The following is a 20,678-nucleotide window of genomic DNA, read 5'->3' on the forward strand; positions in this document are numbered from 1 at the left end:
CAGGGATTGCATCTTGGTCGACACGTCCCCGTTTTCATCGCCACGCGAGCCGCGCCGAAACCCGCGCGCCGCCGTGCGTGCGGCCGAGTGTGCAGGCACCGGAGCAGCCCCCCGCGCGTGCCCGGCGTACGGCGCGCGTTTCATCAACCGACCCGCATTGTGACTGTTGTGTCCCGTCAACTGACGCTCGATCTCGGCACGCCGCCGCCCGCCACGTTCGACAACTTCATCATGAATGAGGAGAACGACGAGCTCATCTCGCGGCTCCAGAAGCTCGACCTCGCGCTCGCGGCAGGGCCCGTGCCGGACCGGTCGTTCTACATCTGGGGCGAGCCCGGCAGCGGCCGCACCCATCTGCTGCAGGCGCTCGTGAGCGACGCGTCGTACGGCTACGCGCGCTACCTGACGCCGCAAAGCCCGCTCGGCGCGTTCACGTTCGACCCGCGCATCGGCATCTACGCGATCGACGACTGCGACAAGATGAGCGATACCCAGCAGGTCGCGCTGTTCAACCTGTTCAACGAGGTCCGCGCGCACCCCTCGAGCGCGTTCGTCGCGGCGGGGCCCGCGGCGCCGCTCGCGCTCGACGTGCGCGAGGATCTGCGCACGCGGCTCGGCTGGGGGCTCGTGTTTCACCTGTCGCCGCCGTCCGACGCCGGCAAGATCGCCGTGCTGAAGCTCGCGGCGAAGGAGCGCGGGATCGCGCTCACCGACGACATCGCCGCCTACCTGCTGACCCATTTCCGCCGCGACATGCCGAGCCTGATGGCGCTGCTCGACGCGCTCGACCGCTTCTCGCTCGAGCAGAAACGCGCCGTCACGCTGCCGCTGTTGCGCCGGATGCTGGCCCGCCCCGGCGACGACATCGCGCCGCCGGGCACAGGCCCGAACCGCTTCGAGTAAAATGCGCATCCATGACTAATCTGGCACTCTTTGACCTCGATCACACGCTGATCCCGACCGATAGCGACCACGAATGGGGCCGCTTCATGGTGAAGCTCGGCATCGTCGACGCGGAAAGCTTCTCGCGTCAGAACGATCAGTTCTTCGCCGACTACAAGGCCGGCAAGCTCGACATCCATGCGTACCTGTGCGCGATGCTCACGCCGCTCGCGAAGTATTCGCGCGCGCAGCTCGCCGAATGGCACGAGCAGTACATGCACGAGGTGATTCGCCCCGCGATGACGCCCGCCGCGCTCGAGCTCGTGCGCAAGCACCTCGATGCCGGCGACCTGTGCTGCGTCGTGACCGCGACCAACGAGTTCATCACGCGCCCGATCGCGACCGCGTTCGGCGTCGACACGCTGATCGCGTGCGAGGTCGAAACGACCGACGGGCATCCCGACTCGCCGTACACGGGCCGGCCGACCGGCACGCCGAGCTATCGCGAAGGCAAGATCGTGCGCACCGAAGCGTGGCTCGCGTCGCTCGGCAAGCACTGGGACGACTTCGAACACAGCTACTTCTACAGCGACTCGCACAACGACATCCCGTTGCTCGAGAAAGTCACCGACCCGATCGCGACCAACCCCGACGACACGCTGCGTGCGCATGCAAGCAACCGCGGCTGGCGCATCCTCGATCTCTTCTGAACGTCGTGATCAAAAAATTCATTCGCAAGCTGCTCGGCCAGGACGGCGCCGAACAAACGTCGCCCGCCGAGGCACCCGCCGCCGACACGGCCGCTGCGCAGCGCCCCGCGAAGGGCAGCCGCGGCGGCGCCGCGAAGAAGCCGCGCAGCAATCATGAACCGACCGTCGTGCCGGCCAGCGTGCACCAGATCGATCCGTCGCTGATCTCGCGCAATGCCGTACGCGTGACCGACACGCTGCAGCAGGCGGGCTTTCGCGCGTTCATCGTCGGCGGCGCGGTGCGCGACCTGCTGCTCGGCATCGCACCGAAGGACTTCGACGTCGCGACCGACGCAACGCCGACCGAGGTGCAGCGGCTGTTCCGCCGCGCGCGCCTGATCGGCCGCCGCTTCCAGATCGTCCACGTGCAGTTCGGCCAGGAACTGATCGAGGTGTCGACGTTCCGCGCACTGGTCGACGCGCCGCCCGAAGCCGCCGCGGCCGAGCCGCCGAAGCGCCTGAAGCGCGACGAGCTCGACCGCCGCACGCATGCGGTGGACGCCAGCGGCCGCGTGCTGCGCGACAACGTGTGGGGCGAGCAGCACGAAGACGCCGCGCGCCGCGACTTCACGATCAACGCGATGTACTACGACCCGTCGACGCAGACGGTGCTCGACTACCACGACGGGATGGCCGACATGCGCGCCCGCCTGTTGCGGATGATCGGCGACCCGGCCACGCGCTATCGCGAGGATCCGGTGCGGATGCTGCGCGTCGTGCGTTTCGCGGCGAAGCTCGGCTTCGAGATCGAGCCGCACACGCGCGAGCCGATCAACGCGCTCGCCGATCTCGTCAACAACGTGCCGGCCGCGCGCCTGTTCGACGAAATGCTGAAGCTGCTGCTGTCGGGCCACGCGCTCGCATGCCTGCAGCGGCTGCGCAAGGAAGGGCTGCACCACGGGCTGCTGCCGCTCCTCGACGTCGTGCTCGAACAGCCGCAGGGCGAGAAGTTCATCACGCTCGCGCTGAACAACACCGACGCGCGCGTGCGCGCCGGCAAGCCTGTGTCGCCGGGTTTCCTGTTCGCGACGCTGCTGTGGCACGACATGCGCCAGCGCTTCGAGCAATACACGGCGGAAGGCGAATTCCCGGTGCCGGCGCTCCATCGCGCGATGGACGACGTGATCGACATGCAGACCGAGAAACTCGCGATCCACAAGCGCTACTCGGCCGACATGCGCGAGATCTGGGGCCTGCAGCTGCGCCTAGAAAAACGCTCGGGCCGCAGCGCGATGCGGCTGCTGGAACACCAAAGGTTTAGAGCGGGGTATGATTTCCTCCTGTTACGCTGCGAATCCGGCGAGCTCGATGCGCAAGTCGGACAGTGGTGGACGGATTTCATCGAAGGCGACGCGGCCGCGCGCGAGGCACTCCTCACGCAGGGCGGCTCGAAGGAGAAATCGCCCCGCAAGCGGCGCCGCCGCGGCGGCGCGCGAAACCGCAAGCCGGGCGAAAGCGCCGCCGAGCAGGCGCCGGACACCGCGGGCGGTTCCGACGACTGACGCGCACGCCGGCGAACGACGTAGGAAGTGATGCCATGACGGTTGCATATATCGGACTGGGGGCGAATCTCGGCGATGCGCGCCAGACCCTGAAGGACGCGGTGGTGTGCCTCGCGCAGCAGCGCACCATCTCGATCCTCGGCAAATCGAGCCTGTATCGCACGGCGCCCTTCGAAGCGGGCGGCGACGACTACTACAACTGCGTCGTCAAGATCGACACGACGCTGTCGGCCCGTGAGCTGCTCGCGCTCTGCCAGAAGATCGAACATCACTTCGGGCGCGAGCGCCCGTATCGCAACGCGCCGCGCACGCTCGACCTCGATATCCTGCTGTTCGGCTCAGATTCGATCGACGAGCCCGACCTGATCGTCCCGCATCCGCGCCTCACCGATCGCGCATTCGCGCTCGTGCCGCTCGTCGAGATCGAGCCGGCGCTCGACATCCCCGCGCGCGGCCGCGCCGATGCGTACCTCGCCTCCGTCGCGGATCAGCGCGTCGAGAAGGTGCAGACCTGTCAATGCCTGATGCAGAAGGCCCTTGCCGCCGGCGCTGACGCCGACAAGAACCGCTGCCGATGAACATCAATCCGCTGACCGTCACCGCGCCCGACCTGCGCGCCCCGCATCGCTATCTGGTGATCGAAGGGCCCATCGGCGTCGGCAAGACGACGCTCGCGCGCCTGTTCGCCGAGCGCTGGTCGATGCAGACGCTGCTCGAGCGCCCGCAGGACAACCCGTTTCTCGAACGCTTCTATCGCGACACCGCGCGCTACGCGCTGCCCGCGCAGCTGTCGTTCGCGCTGCAGCGCGCGCAGCAGGCGCGCGAACTGATCGGCGCGCTCGATACGGGCCGGCCCGTCGTCGCCGATTTCATGCCGCAGAAGAACGACATCTTCGCGCGGCTGAACCTGCCGGAAGACGAATGGCAGCTGTACCGGTCTATCGCGACGCACGTGGACGTGCCGCAAGCCCCCGCGCCCGATCTCGTCATCTATCTGCAGGCGAGCCCAGAGGTGCTGTTCTCGCGCATCCAGAAGCGCGGGCTGCCGATGGAGCTGCAGATCAGCGACGCGTACCTGCGCTCGCTCGTCGATGCGTACAACGAATTCTTCTACCACTACGACCGCACGCCGGTGCTCACGGTCGCAGCCGAACACCTGAACCCGCAAGACTCCCCCGACGACCTCGCGCTGCTGATCGAGCGCATCGACACGATGCGCGGCCGCAAGGAATTCTTCGTCAAGGGCGAGACGACGCGCTGACGCGTCCTCGCTCGGTCGCTCCTCCCTATCGAACCGGATTTCCCATGACCTATCTCCAGGAATCGAGCCGGCCTGCCGTCACCGTGCCCAAGCTGCAGGCAATGCGCGAGGCCGGCGAGAAGATCGCGATGCTCACCTGCTACGACGCGAGCTTTTCCGCGCTGCTCGATCGCGCCGGCACCGATGTGCTGCTGATCGGCGACTCGCTCGGCAACGTGCTGCAGGGCCACACCACCACGCTCCCCGTGTCGATCGACGACATCGCCTACCACACCGCATGCGTCGCGCGTGTGCAACCGCGCGCGCTCGTCGTCGCCGATTTGCCGTTCGGCACGTACGGCACGCCGGCGGAGGCGTTCGCGAACGCGGTGACGCTGATGCGCGCCGGCGCGCAGATGGTCAAGCTCGAAGGCGGCGAATGGCTCGCCGACACGATCCGCTTCCTCGTCGAACGCTCGGTGCCGGTGTGCGCGCACCTCGGTCTCACGCCGCAGTCGGTGCATGCGTTCGGCGGCTTCAAGGTGCAGGGCCGCACCGAAGCCGGTGCCGCGCAGCTGCTGCGCGATGCGCGCGCGATCGAAGATGCCGGCGCGCAGCTCGTCGTGCTCGAAGCGGTGCCGACGCTCGTCGCGTCCGAGGTCACGCACATGCTGAAGATTCCGACGATCGGCATCGGCGCAGGCCTCGATTGCTCGGGCCAGGTGCTGGTGCTGCACGACATGCTCGGCATTTTCCCCGGCAAGCGCCCGCGTTTCGTGAAGGATTTCATGCAGGGCCAGCCGAACATCCAGGCGGCCGTCGAAGCGTACGTGAGCGCCGTGAAGGACGGCTCGTTCCCGGGCCCGGAACACTCGTTCTGACGCGCGGTTAGCGTCCGTTCGATAAAAAAGCGCGGCACCCTTTGCAGGGTGCCGCGCTTTTTCTTTGGGCGGCGCCGCGTTGCCGAAGATCGACGGTGCCGGTTCTTCGGACACGCGGCCCGGGCGCTCATCGCGTCATTTCAATACCGCATCGAGCGCACCGCGCAGTGCATTGGTCAGCAGCAACGCGTCGGCGCGCGCCAGGTCGTCGAGCGTGACGATGCGCTCCTCGGCGCCGAACGTGCGATCGTCGAGCAGCACGCCGCGCATCACGCCCGGCAGCACGCCGCTCGACAGCGGTGGAGTCACCCATCGTCCGTCGAGCTTCACGAACAGATTCGAGCGGCCGCCTTCCGTCACCTCGCCGCGCTCGTTGACGAACAGCATGTCGAAGCCGCCCAGCGCCTCCGCCGCTTGCCATGCACGGTCGTATTCGGCACGGCGCGTCGTCTTGTGCACCAGCAGCGCGTCGTCCGTGCGCGTCGGTGCGAAGCCGTGCGCGGACGCGAGCATCACGCCGACCGGCCCCGCGGGCAGCGGCTTCAGCGGCGCGGCCGTGATGTCGACCGCGCCGTCCTTCGCGAGCGCGAGCTTCATCCGGTACGGGCCGTCGCCGTCGAGCGCCGCGCAGCGCGCGTCGATCTCGCGGCGCAACGCATCGGCATCGAGGCGGAAGCCGAATGCATCTGCGCTGCGCCGCAGCCGCGCGAGATGGCGCTCGAGATGCCGGATGCCGTCCGCTCGCGTCGCGGCGGTGGTCTCGAACAGCTGGAAGCCGGGATCGGCGTCGGTCAGGAATCGCGCCTTCAATTCGCACTCCGCATATTCGTCGGCGGCGACGCTGTCGAGCACGATGCCCGCGCCGACACCCATCGTGCCGCGTCGCCGGCCGGCCGCGGCCGTTGCCGCGTCACGCGTAGCGATCGTTGCGGCGCCCTCGGCATCGACCGCCTCGAGCGTCAGTGTCCGGATCGCGACCGACAGGCAGAAATCACCGCAGCCGCCCGCATCGTCGCGCGACGCATCGTCTGCCGACGCCCTGTTCCTCGGCGCGTCGAGCCAGCCGATCGCGCCCGTATAGAGCCCGCGCGGCGTCGACTCGATCGCGTCGATCAGTTCCATCGTCTTGTGCTTCGGCGCACCGGTGATCGATCCGCATGGAAACAGCGCACGCAGCATCTGCGCGAACGTGGTGCCGTCGCGCCAGCCGGCTTCGACCGTCGACGTCATCTGCCAGACCGACGCGTACGGTTCGACCGAGAACAGCGCCGGCACCCTCACCGTGCCCGTGCGCGCGATCCGCGACACGTCGTTGCGCAGCAAATCGACGATCATCACGTTTTCCGCGCGGTTCTTCGGATCGCTGGCGAGGAACGCGGCGGCGGCCGCGTCGTCGCGCGGATCGGCCGAGCGCGGCGCGGTGCCCTTCATCGGCCGCGCGCGCAGCACGCCGCCGTGCTTCTCGACGAACAGCTCGGGCGAGCACGACACGACCCACGTACCGTCGGGCAGCGCGATCAGCGCGCCGTAACGCACGGGCTGTCGCGCGCGCAACCGCCGGTACAGCGCGAGCGGTGTGCCGAACATGTCGAAATTCAGCCGGTACGTGTAGTTGATCTGATACGAATCGCCCGCGCGCAGCGCGTCGTGCACGGCGGCAATCGCCGCGTCGAACGCATCGCGCGACACGCTCTTCGCGACGTGCGCGACGCCCGCGATCGTCGGCGCACCGCCGCCGTCCTGCTGCGCGAGCCACGCGTCGACTTCGTCGCGCGACAGGCGCTCGCAGCGCGCATACAGCAAAAAGCGCAGCGGGGCATGGCCCGGCTGCGCTCTTTCGAGATTGCGTCCGAATTCGTAATCGCCGACGACGACCGCATGCAGCCCGTCGCGCAGATCCTGCATCACCGCCGCATCGAGTTCGTCGAGCCGTGCCGGATCCGTGCACACGCGTTCGCGCACGAAACCGGAATACAAACGACTCGACCGCGCGGACGCGGTCGAGTCGCAATCGTCCAAGAGCGCGAACGACGCGCTCTCGTTGCCTTCAGTCATGCCGTTACTCGAAGAAGCTCTTCACCCGGTCGAACCAGCTCTTGCTCTGCGGGCTGTGACGCGCACCGCCCTCGGCCAGCGACTTCTCGAACTGCTTGAGCAGGTCCCGCTGCTGCTCGGTCAGCTTCACGGGCGTCTCGACCTGCACGTGGACGTACAGATCGCCCGCGATGCTCGAACGCAGACCCTTGATGCCCTTGCCGCGCAGGCGGAACGTCTTGCCCGACTGCGTGCCTTCCGGCACCGGGAACGACGCACGGCCGGCCAGCGTCGGCACCTCGATCTCGCCGCCGAGTGCGGCGGTCGTGAACGGAATCGGCATCTGGCAGTGCAGATCGTCGCCGTCGCGCTCGAACACCGAGTGCGGCTTGATGTGGATCTCGACGTACAGGTCGCCCGGCGGCCCGCCGTTGATGCCCGGCTCGCCGTTGCCGGCCGAGCGGATCCGCATCCCGTCGTCGATGCCAGCCGGGATCTTCACTTCGAGCGTCTTGGTTTCCTTCACCTTGCCCGAGCCGTGGCAGTGCACGCACGGTTCGGGGATGTAGGTGCCGGTGCCGTGACACTTCGGGCAGGTCTGCTGGATGCTGAAGAAGCCCTGCGACATGCGCACCGTGCCCTGGCCGTGGCACGTCGGGCAGGTTTCCGGCTTCGTGCCCGGCTTCGCGCCCGATCCGTGACAGACTTCGCACGACACCCAGCTCGGCACGCGGATCTGCGTGTCGTAGCCGTGCGCGGCCTGCTCGAGCGTGATTTCCATGCTGTAGCGCAGGTCGGCGCCGCGATACACCTGCGGCCCGCCGCGGCCGCCGCGCGCGGCACCGCCCGCGGCCTGACCGAAGATGTCGCCGAAGATGTCGCCGAACGCGTCCGCGAAACCGCCGAAACCCTGTCCGCCCGCACCGCCCATGTTCGGATCGACGCCCGCGTGGCCATACTGATCGTACGCCGCGCGCTTCTGGTCGTCCGACAGCATTTCATAGGCTTCCTTCGCTTCCTTGAAATGCTCTTCCGCATCCTTGCTGTCCGGATTGCGGTCAGGGTGATACTTCATCGCAAGCTTGCGATACGCCTTCTTGATTTCGTCGTCGCTCGCATTCTTCGCGACGCCCAGAACCTCGTAGTAATCCCGTTTCGCCATATCGATTCGCTGTGCCGACGCGCGTCATGCACGCGGCGGCTCCTTTCGCCCGCAGTAAAGTCTCTCGACTCGTCTGGCGCTGCGCCGTCCGCGGACGGCTCGCGCAGCACCCGCCAAAAAACAAATGTGCCCGGAGGGCCGCGAAGCCCGCCAGGCGTGGAGTCGATCCGGCCATCCGGAAGGAAAGACAGACCGCTGTTCAGCCGCGCCGCGCGCGTGTCGCGCGCGGCGTGCGGTGCCATGGCAACCCGGCTCAGTCCTTCTTCACTTCCTTGAACTCGGCGTCGACGACGTCGTCCGCAGCCTGCTGCGCACCCGCGTGGGCCGCACCTTCCGCTGCACCCGCCGCGCCGGCCGCACCAGCCTGCTGCGCCTGCATGTCGGCGTACATCTTTTCGCCGAGCTTCTGCGAAGCCTTGCCGAGCTCCTCGACCTTCGAGTCGATCGCCGCCTTGTCGGCCGACGTATCCTTCAGCACGTCCTCGAGCGACTTCAGCGCCGCTTCGATCTTTTCCTTCTCGCCCGCGTCCAGCTTGTCGCCGTACTCGGTGAGCGCCTTCTTCGTGCTGTGGACCAGCGCGTCGCCCTGGTTGCGCGAATCGGCCAGCTCGCGCAGCTTGTGGTCTTCCGCTGCGTTCGCTTCCGCGTCCTTGATCATCTGGTCGATTTCGGCGTCGGACAGACCCGAGTTCGCCTTGATCGTGATCTTGTTTTCCTTGCCGGTCGCCTTGTCCTTCGCGCCGACGTGCAGGATGCCGTTCGCGTCGATGTCGAAGGTCACTTCGATCTGCGGCACGCCGCGCGGTGCGGGCGGGATGCCTTCGAGGTTGAACTCGCCGAGCAGCTTGTTGCCTGCCGCCATCTCGCGTTCGCCCTGGAACACCTTGATCGTCACGGCCGACTGGTTGTCGTCCGCCGTCGAATACACCTGTGCGTGCTTCGTCGGGATCGTCGTGTTCTTGTTGATCATCTTCGTCATCACGCCGCCGAGCGTTTCGATGCCGAGCGACAGCGGGGTCACGTCGAGCAGCAGCACGTCCTTGCGATCGCCCGACAGCACCTGGCCCTGGATCGCCGCGCCGACTGCGACGGCTTCGTCCGGGTTCACGTCACGGCGCGGATCCTTGCCGAAGAACTCCTTCACCTTCTCCTGCACCTTCGGCATGCGGGTCTGGCCGCCGACCAGGATTACGTCGTCGATGTCCGACACCTTGACGCCGGCGTCCTTGATCGCGATGCGGCACGGTTCGATCGTGCGCTCGACCAGGTCCTCGACCAGCGCTTCCAGCTTCGCGCGGGTGATCTTGAGGTTCAGGTGCTTCGGACCCGATGCGTCGGCCGTGATGTACGGCAGGTTGATTTCGGTCTGCTGGCTCGACGACAGCTCGATCTTCGCCTTTTCGGCGGCTTCCTTCAGGCGCTGCAGCGCGAGCACGTCCTTCGACAGGTCGACGCCCTGCTCCTTCTTGAATTCGCCGATGATGTAATCGATGATGCGTTGGTCGAAGTCCTCGCCGCCGAGGAACGTGTCGCCGTTGGTCGACAGCACTTCGAACTGCATTTCGCCGTCGACGTCCGCGATCTCGATGATCGACACGTCGAACGTGCCGCCGCCGAGGTCATACACGGCGATCTTGCGGTCGCCCTTCTCGGCCTTGTCGAGGCCGAATGCGAGCGCAGCCGCGGTCGGCTCGTTGATGATCCGCTTGACTTCGAGGCCCGCGATGCGGCCGGCGTCCTTGGTCGCCTGACGCTGGCTGTCGTTGAAGTAAGCCGGCACCGTGATCACGGCTTCCGTGACCGGCTCGCCGAGGTAGTCTTCGGCCGTCTTCTTCATCTTGCGCAGCACTTCCGCCGAAACCTGCGGCGGCGCCAGCTTCTCGCCGTGCGCTTCGACCCATGCGTCGCCGTTGTCGGCCTTGATGATCGCGTACGGCATCAGGCCGATGTCCTTCTGGACTTCCTTCTCTTCGAAGCGGCGGCCGATCAGGCGCTTCACCGCGAACAGCGTGTTCTTCGGGTTGGTCACGGACTGACGCTTGGCCGGTGCGCCGACGAGCACTTCGTTATCGTCCATGTAGGCGATGATCGACGGCGTGGTGCGCGCGCCTTCCGAGTTCTCGATGACCTTGACCTGGTTGCCTTCCATGATGGCGACGCACGAGTTCGTGGTGCCGAGGTCAATACCGATGATCTTTCCCATTTTTCCTAATCTCCAGAAATGCTTGTTTGCTGCGCGAAACGCCGCTTTTTTGGGCGGTTTCGCGCGCCAGAATTCAACTCTGTTCCCGAAATGCGTCCGGCCGATCCGTTTTCAAGACCCGCCAAGCGATGCGGATATTAAATTTTTTCAATCGCCGCCGGTAGACGGATCGTGCGGACCGCCGTCGCGCTCCGACGGCGCACCGGCGGCCGCGGCGATCTTCGCGCGCGCCGCCGACACCGCCGCCTGGAACTGCGCCAGGCCATGCCAGCCGGTCGCGCGGCCGAGCCGCTTGCCGCGATGAAAAAAGAACCACGTCGGCACGCCGTGCAGGCCGAAGCGGCGCCCCAGCTCATGATGTTCGTATACGTTGCAGTGGAACCACTTCAGATCCAGCGCGCGGATCGCGTCCGGCCGGGCGAGCATCGCCTTCTTCGCGATCTCGCAGTTGAAGCAGTCGACGCCCCAGAAGAACACCACGGCGAGCGCGTCGCCGGCGCCGGCGACAGCGGCGTCGAACGTGTCGGCCGCCAGCGCCTGCATGTCGAACGCTTCGAACGCGGCCGGATCGACGCCGGCGGGAATCATCGCGGCAGCCTTACTTCGGCTGGGCGACCGTGACGAGCGCCGGGCGCAGCACGCGGTCCGCGATCATGTAGCCCTTTTGCAGCACGGCCACCACGGTGTTCGGCTCCTGATCGGCCGGCACCATCGAAATCGCCTGGTGCTGGTGCGGATCGAACTTCTCGCCGACCGGGTTGATCGCGACGACGCGGCCCTTCTCGAGCGCGCTCGTCAGTTGGCGCAGCGTCAGCTCGACGCCTTCACGCACCTTCGCGATGTCGCCGGACGTGTCGCTGACGGCAGCCTCGAGGCTGTCCAGCACGGGCAGCAGGTGCTCCGCGAAGCCCTCGATCGCAAACTTGTGCGCCTTCGACACATCTTCCTGCGCACGACGGCGCACGTTCTCGGTCTCGGCCTTCGCCCGGAGGAAGCTCTCCTGCAGCTCGGCGACCTTGGCTTGAGCCTCCGCGAGCGCCGCGTCGGCTGCTTCGGCGGCGGGAGCAGCGCCTTGCGCCGCCTGCTTCTCGCTGCCGATCTCTTCGGCCGATTGGGTAGCCGGGTTCTCTTGCGTGTTTTCCATGTCGCTGAAAGTCGATTAGAGGTTGAAGCCAAATCGGCAACCGCCGGATCGTATGCCGGCGGCACCGCACATTGTTGGTGCAAATAAGGGCGAAAACTGCGATTTCAAGAGGGCTATTCGCCGGTATTCGCCAATACCGCGAAACAACCGCACCGCGCGCTGCCCGATTGCGCGCATTTGTCGTCAGATCAGACGAAACGGCCGGTAACAACGCTTACCAGGCAAGTACTAGCTCGCCACAGGGGGCTGCACTACACTCCATTCAAGCGTCGAGAAAGCGCGTTTACCCTAGCTTACCGCCGCCTGACATCCACCTGGCGCCGCATTCACCGTCCGAGCGAGGCGAGTACCGTGAAATTGACCTTTGCCATATCGGTGGTCGCGCTGGTACTGATTGCCGGCACCACCACCATCTGCCTGTCCGGAGCCGTGACCGACCGCACGACCGAATACGGAAGCGCGCGGGCTACCTTCGACCAGATGTTCAGCTCCCACCAGAAAATCTGTCGATGATGCGCCGGTCGCGCTTGGTCGGCCGGCCGTGCAGTTCCGCCGCCGGCTCGCGATACGTGCGGCGCCGCTCCAGTTCGGCGAGCCGCGCGACGCGCCCCGCTTCCGTTTCCTCGTAAAGCGTCTGCGCGATGCTCGCGGGCCCGCGCACGTCGCAGATGCCGAGCACGGCAATGTGCCAGACGACACCGTCGATCGCAATCTCGACCTCGTCGCCGACGCGCACGTCCTTCGCCGGCTTGACTGCCGCCCCGCCGATCTTCACGTGGCCCTTGTCGACCGCGTCGGACGCGAGCGAGCGCGTCTTGAAGAAGCGCGCTGCCCACAGCCATTTGTCGATGCGCAGCCTGGCGCCGGGTTCCGTCGAAATCTTGTAGTTCATCGCGTTCAGCTCACCGTTTCGGGCTGGGCGGCCTTCACCGGCCAGCCCTGCAGATTCTCGGCGACGATCTCGCCCAGCGCGCCGATCCAGGCCGGCGCGCCGTTCAGGCACGGAATCCGGTGGAAGGCCTGGCCGCCGCCCGCGATGAACTCGTCGCGCACCTCCATCCCGATCTCCTCGATCGTCTCCAGACAATCGGCCGTAAACCCGGGACAGAACACGTCGGCCCGCCGCACGCCGGCCTCCCCGAGCTCGCGCAGCGTCGGCGCCGTGTATGGCTGCAGCCACTCGGCCTTGCCGAAGCGCGACTGGAACGTCACACGGCATTCGAGCGTCGACAGCCCGAGCGCGGCCATCAGCAGCGCGCCCGTCTGCTGGCACTGGTCGTGATAGGGATCGCCCAGGTCGAGCGTGCGTTTCGGCACCCCGTGAAAACTCAGCACGAGCTTGTCGCCGGCCGCGAAGTCGGGCCGGCCGTGCTGCGCCCAGTAATGGCGCACCTGCTCCGCGAGTGCATGGATGTAGGCCGGATGGTCGGCATATTGCCGCACCGTGCGCACCTCCGGCTGGTTGCGCATCCGCGCGAGCGCGGCGAACGCGGCATCGAATGCGGTGGCGGTGGTGGACGCCGAGTATTGCGGATACATCGGCATCAGCAGCACGCGCTCGACGCCCGCCCGCTTGAACTGCGCGAGGGCCTGCGCAATGCCCGGACTGCCGTAGCGCATCGCGTAGTCGACCGTTACCTGGTAGCCGTTCGATGCGAGCAGGTGGCGCACGCCTTCGGTCTGCCGCTCGGTGTACACGCGCAGCGGCGAGCCCTCTGGCATCCAGACGGCAGCGTATTTCTTCGCGGACGCGCGGCCGCGCAGCGGCAGGATCAACGTGCGCAGCAGGACCTGCCAGATCGCCTGCGGGATTTCGACGACGCGGGGATCCGACAGGAATTCGGCCAGATAGCGCCGCACCGCGCGCGGCGTCGGGGCGTCGGGCGTGCCGAGATTGATCAGCAGCACGCCGATGCGATGGGAGGCGGCAACACTCGAAGGCGGCTCGAGATCGAAACGCATGGGCAGAAACGTGCTCGGGGCACGCAGTCGGACGGCCCTCAATTATAGCGGGCCGCCTTGCTCGGGTCGGCTGGCCGTTCGGCCGACTGGCGATGCACGCGGCGTCGCGGCACGATGGCGAAACGGTATCGGTTCGGGTTACTGCTGGCTCAGCGTGAGCGACAGCAGCCGCGCGGTGATGTCGACGATCGGGATCACGCGGTTATACGCCATGCGAGTCGGGCCGATCACGCCGAGCGTGCCGACGATCTTGCCGTTCACCTCGTAGGGCGCCGTCACGACGCTCATTTCCTCGATCGGCACCAGCGTCGATTCGCCGCCGATGAATATCTGCACGCCCTGCGCGTGGCTCGACACGTCGAGCAATTGAAGGAGGCCCGTCTTTTGGTCGAATACGTCGAACAACTTGCGCAGCCGCGCCATGTCGGACGACAGATCCGCCACCTCGAGCAGGTTGCGCTCGCCGGAAATGAGCACGGTGTCCTCGGTGTCGGGCACCTCGGTGCTGGCCGTCACGGCCGCGTGCATCAGCGTGGTCATGTCGCCGCGCAGCTGGTCGATCTCGTCGCGCAGGCGGCGGCGCACCTCGTCGAAGGACAGCCCGGCGAAGTGCGCATTGATGTAGTTGGATGCCTCGGTGAGCTGGGACGGCGAATAGTCGCGCGGCGTCGCGAGCATGCGGTTCTGCACGTCGCCCTCGGGCGTGACGATGATCAGCAAGATGCGCTTGTCCGACAGGCGCATGAACTCGATCTGCTTGAATACATGGCTGCGGCGCGGCGTCAGCACGACGCCCGCGAACTGCGACAGGTTGGACAGCACGCTCGCCGCGGCTGCCACCACGCGTTGCTGCGGTTCGCCCGCCTGCAGCGTGTTCTGCACCTGGCGCGCGACGGCCTCGGCGTCGATCGGCGCCTCGACCGTCAGCATCGTGTCGACGAACAGCCGGTAGCCGCGCGGCGTCGGTACGCGGCCGGCCGACGTATGCGGGCTCGACACGAGGCCGAGCTCCTCCAGGTCGGACATCACGTTGCGGATCGTTGCCGGGCTCAGCTCGAGCCCGGAATAACGGGACAACGTGCGCGAGCCGACCGGCTGACCGTCGGCGATATACCGTTCGATCAGGGTTTTCAGGAGGGTTCGTGCGCGAGGATCTAGCATGGTGGAAAATTTTAGCGCAACCGCGCGAGCACGGCGAGTGGCCGCGGCCACTGTCGCACGGGCCGATCGATCCGGCCCTGTCTTCACACAGCCGGTTCTTTTCGTCAACGAGCTATGGTGTAATGCCGGCATGAAAACCGGTAATCAGTTCAATACTGTTGCGCTCGTGGGCCGGAGCAACACGCCCGGCATCGCCGAGCCGCTCGCCACGCTGGCTGGCTGCATCGCGAAGCTGGGCTTCGAGGTCGTGTTCGAAGCCGAAACGGCCCGCGAAATCGGCATCTCCGGCTATCCGGCGCTCACTCCGGCAGAAATCGGTGCGCGCGCGGACGTGGCGGTCGTGCTCGGCGGCGACGGCACGATGCTCGGCATCGGCCGGCAGCTCGCGCCGTACAAGACTCCGCTGATCGGGATCAACCACGGGCGGCTCGGCTTCATCACGGACATCGCGGCGGCCGACATGCAGGCGCTCGTGCCGGTGATCCTGTCGGGCAAGTTCGAGCGCGAGGAGCGCTCGCTGCTCGAGGCCCGGATCGTGCGCGACGGCGAGCCGATCTACCACGCACTCGCGTTCAACGATGTCGTCGTGAACCGCAGCGGCTTTTCAGGGATGGTCGAGCTGCGCGCGTCGGTCGACGGCCGGTATATGTACAACCAGCGCTCGGACGGCCTGATCGTCGCCACGCCGACCGGCTCGACCGCATACGCGCTGTCGTCGGCCGGGCCGATCCTGCACCCGCAACTCCAGGGCATCGTGCTCGTGCCGATCGCGCCGCATGCGCTGTCGAACAGGCCGATCGTGCTGCCCGACGATTCGAAGATCGCGATCCAGATCGTCGGCGGCCGCGACGTCAACGTGAACTTCGACATGCAGTCGTTTACCTCGCTGGAGCTGAACGACACGATCGAGGTGCGCCGCTCGAAGCACACGGTGCCGTTCCTGCATCCGGTCGGCTACAGCTATTACGCGACGCTGCGCAAGAAGCTGCACTGGAACGAGCACGCATCGAACGAAGACGACAAGGCGTCCTGACGCACCCGAGCCCGACACCATGCTTCGCCACCTCTCGATCCGCGACTTCGTCATCGTCGCCGCGCTCGATCTCGAATTCGACAGCGGCTTTACCGTCTTTTCCGGCGAAACCGGCGCCGGCAAGTCGATCCTGATCGACGCGCTGGCCCTCGCGCTCGGCGAACGCGCCGACGCAAGCGTCGTGCGCGCCGGCTGCGGCCGCGCCGACATCACCGCCGAATTCACGCCGCACGACCGCGTCGCGCGCTGGCTCGACGAACACGCGTTCGACGCCGAGGACACCGTGATGCTGCGCCGCGTGATCGACGCAAACGGCCGCTCGCGTGCGTTCATCAACGGCACCAGCGCGACGCTCGCGCAATTGCGCGAGCTTGGCGAGATGCTGGTCGACATCCACGGCCAGCACGCGCATCAGCTGCTGATGCGCCCCGATGCGCAGCGCGAACTGTTCGATACGCACGCGGGGCTCGTCGCCGATGCCGCGAACGTCGCACGCGCGTGGCGCGTCTGGCGCGACGCGACGCAGGCGATCGATGCCGCGAAGGCGCACGAACGGGAACTGCAGCTCGAACGCGAGAAGCTCGCATGGCAGCTCGCCGAACTCGACAAGCTCGCGCCGCAACCGGGCGAATGGGACGAAGTCGGCAGCGAGCACAAGCGCCTGTCGCATTCGGCGAACCTGATCGCCGGCGTGCAGGGTGCACTCAACGCGCTGTCCGAGGCCGACGACGCGATGCTCCCGCAGCTCGGCGCGATCGTGTCGAAACTGCGCAGCCTGGCCGATTACGACTCCGGGCTCGGCGATGCGCTCGCCTCGCTCGAACCGGCCGAGATCCAGCTGCAGGAAGCCGTCTATTCGCTGTCGCACTACGCGCAGCGCCTCGATCTCGACCCGGCCCGGCTCGCGCAGGTCGAAACGCGCCTCGACGCGCTGCACTCGACCGCCCGCAAGTTCAGGCTGCCGCCCGACACGCTGCACGAGGAGCATGCGGCACGCCGCGCGCAGCTCGCCGCGCTCGACGCAGCGGCCGATCTCGGCGCGCTGGAAGCCGCGCAAGCCAAGGCGTGGGAAGCCTATCTCACCGACGCGAAACGCCTGTCGAAGTCACGCGCGCAGGCCGCGAAGGCGCTCGGCGCGGCCGTCACGGCCGGCATGCAGGAGCTGTCGATGGCGGGCGGCAGCTTCGAAGTCGCGCTCGTGCCGCTCGCCGATGGCGGCCCGCACGGGCTCGAGCAGGTCGAATTCCGGGTCGCCGGACACCCCGGCGTGCCGCTGCGCCCGCTCGCGAAAGTCGCGTCGGGCGGCGAACTCGCACGGATCAGCCTTGCGCTCGCGGTAATCGCGAGTGCCGCGAGCCCGACGCCGACGCTGATTTTCGACGAAGTCGACACGGGCATCGGCGGCGGCGTCGCCGAGGTGGTCGGCCGGCTGCTGCACCAGCTCGGGCGTGACCGCCAGGTACTGTGCGTGACGCACCTGCCGCAGGTCGCCGCGCGTGGCGACCATCACTTCCAGGTCGCGAAGGGTGCCGACGAGCGCGGCGGCACCGTTTCGTCGGTCGTCGCGCTCGACAAGGCGAGCCGGGTCGAGGAAATCGCCCGGATGCTCGGCGGCCTCGAGATCACCGCGACGACGCGCAAGCACGCGAAGGAAATGCTGGCGGCCTGACGCGGGCACCGGTCGCCGCATGCGACAAGGCCGGCGCCCGCGCCGGCCTTTCCCGACGAACGGCCGCGGCCACCCGACCGCCCCCAGCCCGCCTCGGCGATTCGAACAGTCGATTCGAACGCCCGCCTCAAACAGCCGTTTCGACCGCCCCGAACACCCGCTCCCAGAGCGCCGTCACGGCCGCCCGCTCGTCGGCCACCAGCGCCGGATCGACGCGAGCCTTTTCCATCCCGTCGAGCCGCAGCTTGTGCTGCAGCTTCCGGTACTTGCGGTACGCGGCGCCGACGCGCTCGGCTTCGTCCTCGCCCATCAGCCCGAACCGCGCGACCTCGCGCAGCAGCGCGATGTTGCCGGTGTTGCGGATCAGCTCGGCATCGCTCGATGCATGCAGCAGCACCCAGTACTGAACGATGAACTCGATGTCGACCATCCCGCCGCGATCGTGCTTCAGGTCGAACAGCTCGGTCTGGTTCGGGTGGCCGGCGAACACCTTGCCGCGCATGTCGACGATCTCCTTCGCCAGCACCGCCCCGTCGCGCGGCGTCGTCAGCACCTGCTGGCGGATCGCCTCGAAGTCCGCGCCGATCTGCGTGTCGCCCGCGCTGTAGCGGGCCCGCGTGAGCGCCTGGTGCTCCCACACCCACGCGGTATTCGCCGCGTCGCCCTCGCGCAGCTGGTAGCGGCGGAACGCATCGAGATCGGTCACGAGCAGCCCGGCCTCGCCGTTCGGCCGCAGCCGCAAGTCGATGTCGAACAGCGCGCCCGCGCCGGTCGCGGTCGTGAGCCACGTGATCAGCCGTCGCGTAAACGTCGTGTAGACGTCCGCCGAGCGCTCGTCGGGGTCGTCGTACAGGAAGATCAGGTCGAGATCCGATGCATAGCCGAGTTCCTTGCCGCCGAGCTTGCCGTACGCGATCACCGCGAACTTCGGCACGTCGCGGTGACGTTTCGCGAGCTGCGACCAGACGACCTCGATCGTCACGTCGAGCACCGCGTCGGCGAGCTCCGACAGGCGGTCGCTCACGTGCTCGACCGACAGCTGCCCTGCCAGGTCGATCAGCAGAATCCGGAACACCTCGGCGTGCTGCGCGTGCCGCAGCAGGTCCATCTGCTGCTCGGGGCCGTCGGCGGCGGCGAGACGCGCACGCAACGCGTCCTTGAACGCGGGCCAGTCGAACGGGCTGGCGATCGCTTCGTCATCGAGCAGTTCGTCGAGCAGTTGCGGATGGCGGATCAGGTAGCCGCCGCCCCAGCGCGTCGCGCCGAGCACCGACAGCACGCGATCGAGCGCGGCCGGATACTCGGTCAGCAGCGCCAGATAGACGCCGCGCCGGCTGACCGTCTCGAGCAGGTCGAACAGCCGCACGATGGTCTCGTCACGGCGCGCGGCGTCGATCCGCGGCGCCGCCTCGAGCGCGCGTTGCGCGACGCTGTCGAAGCGTTGCCGGCTCTTTTCCGGCAGGCCCGCGTAGCGCGACGATTGCCAGATCGCGCGCAGCCGCGCGAGCACGGTCGCCGGATCGGTGAAGCCCAGCCCGTCGAGGCGCGCGCGCAGCGCGTCGTCTTCGCCGTCGTCGGCGAGCGCCCCGCTCCAGATCCACGATGCGGCGGTGTCCTCCCCCGCCGCGCAGGGGCCGCCGTTCGCCTTGTCGGCAAAGATCTGGTCGAACTGCGCCTCGACGAAGGTGCGGTGGCCGTCGAGCACCTGCATCAGCGCCGCGTAGTCGGCAAAGCCGAGCGATGCGGCCAGCGCCGCGCGCTCGTGAGGATCGACCGGCATCGCGTGCGTCTGCGCGTCGTCGCGGTACTGCAGCCGGTGCTCGAGCGTGCGCAGGAAGTTGTACGCGTCGGTCAGGCGCTCGCGCACGTCCTCGCCGATCAGCCCGCGCGCCTGCGCATGGCGCAGCACCGCGAGCGTCGGCCGCACGCGGAATTCCGCATCCTGGCCGCCGCGGATCAGCTGGAACACCTGCGCGCTGAACTCGATCTCGCGGATGCCGCCGCGCCCGAGCTTGATGTCGTCGGCCTTGTCGGGCCGCATCGATGCGCGGCGCGCGGCTTCCTGGCGAATCTGCTGGTGCAGCGAACGGATCGCGCCGATCACGCCGAAGTCGAGATAGCGGCGATACACGAACGGCTTGACGATCGATTCGAGCTGCGTCGCGAGCCGCCGCGCCGCGTCGCTGTCGCCTTCCGACACGAGCCGCCCCTTGATCCACGCATAGCGCTCCCATTCGCGCCCCTGCACGTAGAAATATTCCTCGAGCATCCCGAGACTGCAGACGAGCGGCCCCGAATCGCCGTTCGGGCGCAGCCGCATGTCGACGCGAAACACGTAACCGTCGGCGGTGACCTCGGACAGCACGCCGATCAGGCGCCGGCCGAGCCGCGTGAAGTATTCCTGGGTGGACAGCGGCGAGCGCGTGCCGCCGGCCGTCTCGCCGTCGTCCTCGTAGACGAAGATCAGGTCGATGTCCGACGACACGTTCAGCTCGCGGCCGCCGAGCTTGCCCATCCCGACCACGCCCAGCACGACGCGCTGGCCGTCGGCGCCGCGCGGCTCGCCGTACATCGCCTCGAGTTCGGCCGACAGCAGCGCGAGCGAGCGCTGCACGGCCACCTCGGCGAGATCGGTCATCGCGGACGTCACCTCGGCGACGTCCGCGACGCCGCGCAGGTCGCGCTCCGCGATCGCGCCGAACACCTCGACCCGCAACTGCCGCAGCGCGCGCTTCAGTTGCTCGTCGCCCTGCGCGACCGCGCCGGTGGGCGATGCGAGCAGCTCGGTCAGGCGCGCGTCGAGCTGCGCGCGCACGAGCGGCGCGGCGGCCCACGCGGCGATCTGGTCGCGCAGCGCGGGACGGGCGGCGGCCGCGCGGGCGATATAGCGGGAGAAGGACGGGCTGATCAGGGCGGAAGCGTCGGTCATCGAAAAGCGGCCTGGCGGTAAGGCCTGCCGCTGCGCGAGCACGCTTGCGCGCCCCCGCCGCCGACAGGCCCCGTGGACTCGGCGCGGTTGTCGCGACGCGGATGCGCCGCCGCGACAACCGCGCGCC

General features: G+C 67.7%; 18 protein-coding genes. 9 read left to right on the plus strand and 9 right to left on the minus strand.

The window, feature by feature from the left end; all coding sequences use genetic code 11:
- The first annotated feature begins 168 nt into the window (after positions 1-168).
- Genes hda through panB form a run of 6 tightly spaced genes read left to right on the plus strand, consistent with a single transcriptional unit; the run spans position 169 to position 5,254 of the window.
- Positions 169-903 (plus strand): DnaA regulatory inactivator Hda, encoded by a 735-nt coding sequence (gene hda / locus HW466_RS15225; protein WP_044844057.1) that lies wholly within the window; start codon positions 169-171, stop codon positions 901-903.
- Between the two features lie 11 nt (positions 904-914).
- On the plus strand, positions 915-1,592 hold the full coding sequence (locus HW466_RS15230) for a histidinol-phosphatase (protein WP_006750664.1): 678 nt from the start codon (positions 915-917) through the stop codon (positions 1,590-1,592).
- A gap of 5 nt (positions 1,593-1,597) precedes the next feature.
- On the plus strand, positions 1,598-3,133 hold the full coding sequence (gene pcnB / locus HW466_RS15235) for a polynucleotide adenylyltransferase PcnB (protein WP_151003968.1): 1,536 nt from the start codon (positions 1,598-1,600) through the stop codon (positions 3,131-3,133).
- A gap of 35 nt (positions 3,134-3,168) precedes the next feature.
- Positions 3,169-3,711, plus strand: a complete 543-nt coding sequence (gene folK / locus HW466_RS15240; protein WP_059451334.1) for a 2-amino-4-hydroxy-6-hydroxymethyldihydropteridine diphosphokinase — start codon at positions 3,169-3,171, stop codon at positions 3,709-3,711.
- Positions 3,708-4,394, plus strand: a complete 687-nt coding sequence (locus HW466_RS15245) for a deoxynucleoside kinase (protein WP_059451333.1) — start codon at positions 3,708-3,710, stop codon at positions 4,392-4,394. The genes folK and HW466_RS15245 overlap by 4 nt, the downstream gene beginning before the upstream one ends.
- 44 nt (positions 4,395-4,438) lie before the next feature.
- Positions 4,439-5,254 carry a 3-methyl-2-oxobutanoate hydroxymethyltransferase gene (panB, locus tag HW466_RS15250; RefSeq protein WP_059451332.1) on the plus strand — a complete coding sequence of 272 codons (816 nt, stop codon included), beginning with the start codon at positions 4,439-4,441 and terminating at the stop codon, positions 5,252-5,254.
- A gap of 135 nt (positions 5,255-5,389) precedes the next feature.
- Here panB and HW466_RS15255 read toward each other — a convergent pair whose 3' ends face one another.
- From HW466_RS15255 to grpE, 5 genes are all read right to left on the minus strand, one after another.
- Positions 5,390-7,309: a chorismate-binding protein gene (locus HW466_RS15255; RefSeq protein WP_151003970.1), complete on the minus strand. Its 1,920-nt coding sequence runs from the start codon at positions 7,307-7,309 to the stop codon at positions 5,390-5,392.
- Positions 7,310-7,313: 4 nt separating this feature from the next.
- Complete coding sequence (dnaJ, locus tag HW466_RS15260; protein ID WP_059451330.1) at positions 7,314-8,450, minus strand: molecular chaperone DnaJ; 1,137 nt, start codon at positions 8,448-8,450, stop codon at positions 7,314-7,316.
- 253 nt (positions 8,451-8,703) lie between these two features.
- Positions 8,704-10,653: a molecular chaperone DnaK gene (gene dnaK / locus HW466_RS15265; RefSeq protein ID WP_151003972.1), complete on the minus strand. Its 1,950-nt coding sequence runs from the start codon at positions 10,651-10,653 to the stop codon at positions 8,704-8,706.
- Positions 10,654-10,800: 147 nt separating this feature from the next.
- Positions 10,801-11,241 carry a thioredoxin family protein gene (locus HW466_RS15270; RefSeq protein WP_151003974.1) on the minus strand — a complete coding sequence of 147 codons (441 nt, stop codon included), beginning with the start codon at positions 11,239-11,241 and terminating at the stop codon, positions 10,801-10,803.
- A 10-nt stretch (positions 11,242-11,251) separates the two neighbouring features.
- The gene (grpE, locus tag HW466_RS15275) at positions 11,252-11,797 is read right to left on the minus strand and encodes a nucleotide exchange factor GrpE (RefSeq protein WP_059451327.1); all 546 of its coding nucleotides are present in this window, start codon (positions 11,795-11,797) and stop codon (positions 11,252-11,254) included.
- A gap of 351 nt (positions 11,798-12,148) precedes the next feature.
- On the opposite strand from grpE, the gene HW466_RS15280 reads away from it, so the two are divergent.
- Complete coding sequence (locus tag HW466_RS15280) at positions 12,149-12,310, plus strand: hypothetical protein (RefSeq protein WP_006476841.1); 162 nt, start codon at positions 12,149-12,151, stop codon at positions 12,308-12,310.
- Here the strand turns inward: HW466_RS15280 and HW466_RS15285 are convergent.
- The 3 genes from HW466_RS15285 to hrcA all read right to left on the minus strand — a co-directional run bounded on the left by HW466_RS15285 (position 12,282) and on the right by hrcA (position 14,920).
- Positions 12,282-12,689 (minus strand): RNA-binding S4 domain-containing protein, encoded by a 408-nt coding sequence (locus HW466_RS15285; protein WP_059451326.1) that lies wholly within the window; start codon positions 12,687-12,689, stop codon positions 12,282-12,284. The two genes, HW466_RS15280 and HW466_RS15285, sit on opposite strands and share 29 nt — an antisense overlap.
- Before the next feature lie 5 nt (positions 12,690-12,694).
- Entirely contained in the window at positions 12,695-13,759 is a 1,065-nt protein-coding gene (hemH, locus tag HW466_RS15290; RefSeq protein ID WP_059451325.1) for a ferrochelatase, read from the minus strand.
- A 138-nt stretch (positions 13,760-13,897) separates the two neighbouring features.
- The gene (gene hrcA / locus HW466_RS15295; protein ID WP_059451324.1) at positions 13,898-14,920 is read right to left on the minus strand and encodes a heat-inducible transcriptional repressor HrcA; all 1,023 of its coding nucleotides are present in this window, start codon (positions 14,918-14,920) and stop codon (positions 13,898-13,900) included.
- Between the two features lie 130 nt (positions 14,921-15,050).
- On the opposite strand from hrcA, the gene HW466_RS15300 reads away from it, so the two are divergent.
- Both HW466_RS15300 and recN read left to right on the plus strand, forming a co-directional pair.
- Positions 15,051-15,953 carry an NAD kinase gene (locus HW466_RS15300; RefSeq protein WP_059451323.1) on the plus strand — a complete coding sequence of 301 codons (903 nt, stop codon included), beginning with the start codon at positions 15,051-15,053 and terminating at the stop codon, positions 15,951-15,953.
- A gap of 19 nt (positions 15,954-15,972) precedes the next feature.
- A complete protein-coding gene (recN, locus tag HW466_RS15305; RefSeq protein WP_059506960.1) occupies positions 15,973-17,622 on the plus strand; it encodes a DNA repair protein RecN in 1,650 nt (549 codons plus the stop codon).
- A gap of 127 nt (positions 17,623-17,749) precedes the next feature.
- Here the strand turns inward: recN and glnE are convergent, their stop codons facing one another.
- Positions 17,750-20,551 carry a bifunctional [glutamate--ammonia ligase]-adenylyl-L-tyrosine phosphorylase/[glutamate--ammonia-ligase] adenylyltransferase gene (glnE, locus tag HW466_RS15310; protein WP_174905552.1) on the minus strand — a complete coding sequence of 934 codons (2,802 nt, stop codon included), beginning with the start codon at positions 20,549-20,551 and terminating at the stop codon, positions 17,750-17,752.
- Between the last annotated feature and the right edge of the window lie 127 nt (positions 20,552-20,678).

This window comes from Burkholderia territorii, assembly GCF_902833055.1.
GTDB classification, from domain to species: domain Bacteria; phylum Pseudomonadota; class Gammaproteobacteria; order Burkholderiales; family Burkholderiaceae; genus Burkholderia; species Burkholderia territorii.

Coding starts and splice junctions, on each gene's coding strand:
- glnE (WP_174905552.1), bottom strand. CDS start 20,551: ATGACCGACGCTTCCGCCCTGATCAGCCCGTCCTTCTCCCGCTATATC.
- HW466_RS15255 (WP_151003970.1), bottom strand. CDS start 7,309: ATGACTGAAGGCAACGAGAGCGCGTCGTTCGCGCTCTTGGACGATTGC.
- grpE (WP_059451327.1), bottom strand. CDS start 11,797: ATGGAAAACACGCAAGAGAACCCGGCTACCCAATCGGCCGAAGAGATC.
- panB (WP_059451332.1), top strand. CDS start 4,439: ATGACCTATCTCCAGGAATCGAGCCGGCCTGCCGTCACCGTGCCCAAG.
- HW466_RS15230 (WP_006750664.1), top strand. CDS start 915: ATGACTAATCTGGCACTCTTTGACCTCGATCACACGCTGATCCCGACC.
- dnaK (WP_151003972.1), bottom strand. CDS start 10,653: ATGGGAAAGATCATCGGTATTGACCTCGGCACCACGAACTCGTGCGTC.
- HW466_RS15245 (WP_059451333.1), top strand. CDS start 3,708: ATGAACATCAATCCGCTGACCGTCACCGCGCCCGACCTGCGCGCCCCG.
- recN (WP_059506960.1), top strand. CDS start 15,973: ATGCTTCGCCACCTCTCGATCCGCGACTTCGTCATCGTCGCCGCGCTC.
- hrcA (WP_059451324.1), bottom strand. CDS start 14,920: ATGCTAGATCCTCGCGCACGAACCCTCCTGAAAACCCTGATCGAACGG.
- HW466_RS15300 (WP_059451323.1), top strand. CDS start 15,051: ATGAAAACCGGTAATCAGTTCAATACTGTTGCGCTCGTGGGCCGGAGC.
- HW466_RS15285 (WP_059451326.1), bottom strand. CDS start 12,689: ATGAACTACAAGATTTCGACGGAACCCGGCGCCAGGCTGCGCATCGAC.
- folK (WP_059451334.1), top strand. CDS start 3,169: ATGACGGTTGCATATATCGGACTGGGGGCGAATCTCGGCGATGCGCGC.
- HW466_RS15270 (WP_151003974.1), bottom strand. CDS start 11,241: ATGATTCCCGCCGGCGTCGATCCGGCCGCGTTCGAAGCGTTCGACATG.
- hemH (WP_059451325.1), bottom strand. CDS start 13,759: ATGCGTTTCGATCTCGAGCCGCCTTCGAGTGTTGCCGCCTCCCATCGC.
- dnaJ (WP_059451330.1), bottom strand. CDS start 8,450: ATGGCGAAACGGGATTACTACGAGGTTCTGGGCGTCGCGAAGAATGCG.